This is a genomic window from Luteitalea sp. (assembly GCF_044337415.1).
In the GTDB taxonomy this organism is placed as follows: domain Bacteria; phylum Acidobacteriota; class Vicinamibacteria; order Vicinamibacterales; family Vicinamibacteraceae; genus Luteitalea.
The window spans coordinates 1-3861 of record NZ_JBIINP010000306.1; the positions used below are offsets into that span (position 1 = coordinate 1).

General features: G+C 70.1%; 2 protein-coding genes and 1 pseudogene. All 3 read left to right on the forward strand.

Annotated features, from left to right (window positions below; all coding sequences use genetic code 11):
- A pseudogene (locus tag ACIRDX_RS21390) lies at positions 1-216 on the forward strand (efflux RND transporter periplasmic adaptor subunit); the annotation flags it as partial.
- Positions 216-3407, forward strand: a complete 3192-nt coding sequence (locus ACIRDX_RS21395; RefSeq protein ID WP_396627457.1) for an efflux RND transporter permease subunit — start codon at positions 216-218, stop codon at positions 3405-3407. The pseudogene ACIRDX_RS21390 and the gene ACIRDX_RS21395, both read left to right, overlap by 1 nt.
- A 15-nt stretch (positions 3408-3422) precedes the next feature.
- Entirely contained in the window at positions 3423-3659 is a 237-nt protein-coding gene (locus ACIRDX_RS21400; protein ID WP_396627458.1) for a DUF2892 domain-containing protein, read from the forward strand.
- Positions 3660-3861: the final 202 nt, after the last annotated feature.

Genomic DNA, 3861 nt, shown 5'->3' on the forward strand with positions numbered 1-3861 from the left:
CTGCTCGTACCGCCGGCGGCCATCGTCCGCCGGGGCCAGGTGACCTCCGTCTTCGTGTCGGAGGGCGATGTCGCGCGCCTGCGGATGGTCGTGCTCGGGCGCACGCTGCACGAAGGCGTCGAGGTCGTGACCGGCCTGGCCGACGGCGAACGCATCGTCACCGCGCCGCCGATCGGGCTGACCGACGGCACGCCGCTGCGCGCGGGAGCGAAGTGATGGCTGGCCTCGGTACCGCTGGCCGTATCGCCGCGGCCTTCATCCACTCCAAGCTGACACCGCTGCTGATCGTGGCGTCGACGGGCCTCGGCCTCATGGCGGTGATGGGCCTGCCCCGCGAGGAGGAGCCCCAGATCATCGTCCCGATGGTCGACGTGTTCGTGGAGCTTCCCGGCGCCCCGCCGGCGGAGGTCGAGCAGCGCATCACCCGACCCGTCGAGAAGCTGCTGTGGGAGATCCCCGGCGTCGAGTACGTGTACTCCACGTCGAGCCCCGGGCGCTCGATGGTCATCGTGCGCTTCAAGGTCGGCCAGAACCAGGAAGACGCCCTGGTGCGGCTCAACCAGAAGCTGCACGCGAACATCGACCGCATCCCGCCGGGCGCGCATGGGCCGCTGGTCAAGCTGCGCTCGATCGACGACGTGCCGATCCTCGGCATCACGCTGTGGTCCACGCGCTACGACGATCACCAGCTGCGCCTGCTCGCCGCACAGCTCCACGACGCCATCAAGGAAGTGCCGGACGTGTCCGAGGTCGACATCCTCGGCGGGCGTCCGCGCGTCGCGAGCGTCGAGATCGACCCGGCGCGCCTCGACGTCTACGGCATCGACCCGCTCATGGTCAGGGGGGCGGTGCAGGGCAGCACGCGGTCGTCGGCGGCCGGCCCGCTCGTCGGCGGACAGGCCAGCACGCTCGAGGCCGGCGTGCGCATCGAGACGATCGAGCAGTTGCGAGACGTCGTGGTCGCCTCGCGGGCCGGACGCCCGGTGCGCCTGTCGGATGTTGCGACCGTCTCGGACCGCGACGCCGATCCGTCGACCTACGTGCGGCACCACGTGCGCGGCCAGGGCGCGGCGCCTGCGGTGACGATCGCCGTCGCCAAGCGCGCCGGCACCAACGCCACGGCCGTGTCCCACCATGTCCTCGCCAAGGTCGACGCGCTGAAGGGGACGCTGATCCCCACCGACGTGCACGTCCAGGTGACGCGCGACTACGGCGAGACGGCCGCGGAGAAGAGCAACGAGCTGCTGTACCACATGGCGATCGCGGTCGTCTCGGTGTCGATCCTCATCTGGCTCGCCCTCGGCCGCCGTGAGGCGCTCGTCGTGATGGTCGCCATCCCGGTCACGCTCGCGCTGACGCTGTTCATGTTCTACCTGTACGGCTACACGCTGAACCGCATCACCCTCTTCGCGCTGATCTTCTCGATCGGCATCCTGGTGGACGACGCCATCGTCGTGGTGGAGAACATGGTGCGCCACGCGCGGATGAGCACGGGCGCGGCCGACGGCCTCACCGCCATCGCGCTGCGCGCCGTGGACGAGGTGGGCAACCCGACGATCCTCGCCACGCTCACCGTGGTGGCTGCCATCCTGCCGATGGCGTTCGTCGGCGGCCTCATGGGGCCATACATGCGGCCGATTCCGGTCGGCGCCTCGGCGGCCATGATCTTCTCGCTCATCGTCGCCTTCGTGGTGACGCCGTGGGCCGCCGTGCGCCTGCTGCACCCCGATGGCGGACACCACGACGAGCAGGAGGACGCGCTGACACGCTGGTACCGCCGCGCGATGGGGCCGCTCATCGCCGACAGCCGTCGTCGCTGGATCTTCCTCGGTGGCGTCGTGGCGTTGCTCCTCGCGGCGATGGCGCTGGTGCCGCTCAAGCTCGTCACGGTGAAGATGCTGCCGTTCGACAACAAGAGCGAGTTCCAGGTGATCGTGGACATGCCGGAGGGCACCACCCTGGAGCAGACGGCGGCCGTGACGTCGCGCCTGGCCGCGATCGCGCTCGAGGATCCCGCCGTGAAGGACGTGCAGGACTACGTCGGCACGGCCTCGCCGCACAACTTCAACGGCCTCGTCCGGCACTACTTCCTGCGGCAGGCACCGCACCTCGGCGACCTGCAGGTGAACCTGCTGGCCAAGCACGAGCGCTCGGAGCAGAGTCACGCGATCGCGCGTCGGCTCCGCGAGCAGTTGCTGCCGGTGGCGAAGGCGGCTGGCGCCACCATTCAGGTGGCGGAAGTGCCGCCGGGCCCGCCGGTCCTCCAGACCCTCGTCGCCGAGATCTACGGGCCCGACCCGGTGCGGCGGAACGCCGTGGCCGCGCAGGTGCGCGCCATCTTCGAGCGCACGTCGGGCGTCGTGGACACCGACTGGTACGTGGAGGACCCGCAGCCGAAGCTCTCGCTCGTGGTGGACGAGGAGAAGGCCGCGGCAGCGGGCATCGCGCCGGCCACGGTGGCGGGCCTGGTGCACATGGCGGGCGGCGGCGAGTCGGCCGGCCTGCTGCACGACGATGCGTCGCGCGAGGACGTGCCGGTGCTGCTGCGCCTGCCGCGTGAGCAGCGCCACGACCTCGCGGCCTTCCGCGCGCTGCGCCTCGCGGGGCCGTCGCCGGTGTCGATCGGCGAGCTCACCCGCCTCGAGACGCGCACGGAGGACGTCAGCCTGTACCACAAGAACCTGCTGCCGGTGACCTATGTGACGGGTGACCTGGCGGGCGAGGACGAGAGCCCGGTCTACGCGATCATGCGGATGAACGAGGAGATCCGGAAGATTCGGCTGCCCGAGGGGCATGGCGTGGAGATCTTCAACGCGGTGCAGCCCGAGCAAACGTCGGTGCCGTCGATGAAGTGGGACGGCGAGTGGCACGTCACCATCGAGGTCTTCCGCGACCTCGGCCTGGCGTTCGCCGTGGTGCTCATCCTCATCTACATCCTGGTGGTCGGCTGGTTCGGGTCGTTCGAGACGCCGCTGCTGATCATGATCGCCATCCCGTTCTCACTGGTCGGCATCCTGCCGGCGCATGCGGCGATGGGCGCGTTCTTCACGGCGACGTCGATGATCGGCTTCATCGCCGGTGCCGGGATCGTCGTGCGGAACTCGATCATCCTGGTGGACTTCATCGAGTTGCGGGTCCGCGAGGGCATGCCGCTCGAGCAGGCCGTCGTGGATGCAGGCGCGGTGCGGTTCCGGCCGATGGCCCTCACGGCCGCCGCCGTGATCGTGGGTGCGGGCGTGATCCTGTTCGACCCGATCTTCCAGGGACTGGCCGTGTCGCTGATGGCCGGCGAGGTGGCCTCGCTGATGCTGTCACGAATGGCCGTGCCCGTCCTCTATTACATGGCAGCGCGCCGACGCGCGCAGGCCGTCCCCGCGGAGGCGGCCGCGCCGGCCGCCGCGCACTGACGACCGGAGACACGCATGACGACACGAACGATCGACGCAACCGCGGGTGCCGACGCCTGCACGACCAGCACCCTCGAGAAGACCCTGCGCCTGATTGCCGGCGTGGTCGTCACCGGTTCGGTATTGGCGGGCATGTATGTGCACCCGAACTGGTTCTTCCTGACGCTGTTTGCAGGGCTGAACCTGTTCCAGTCGGGCCTCACCAACTGGTGCCCGATGATGACCATCCTGCGTAAGGCCGGTTTGCGCTGAGCCGTGGCCACTGGGAGCCCCGCGTGCGCAGGGCTCCCGGTGCGAACTACGGCAGGCGCCTGCCGGGCACGTACGGCGCGCCGGCGGCCGCCAGGTCGGCGTGACGCAAAGGGGCCGACGCGGCGGCTGGCCAGGGTCCTGGATGGACTCTGGCGGAGGCGGGGCTACAATGCCCGCACCCCGCGATGGATGCCCGGCAGCC

What these genes read in the sequence shown, in the direction of transcription:
- ACIRDX_RS21395 (WP_396627457.1), top strand. Translation starts at nt 216, where the DNA reads ATGGCTGGCCTCGGTACCGCTGGCCGTATCGCCGCGGCCTTCATCCAC.
- ACIRDX_RS21400 (WP_396627458.1), top strand. Translation starts at nt 3,423, where the DNA reads ATGACGACACGAACGATCGACGCAACCGCGGGTGCCGACGCCTGCACG.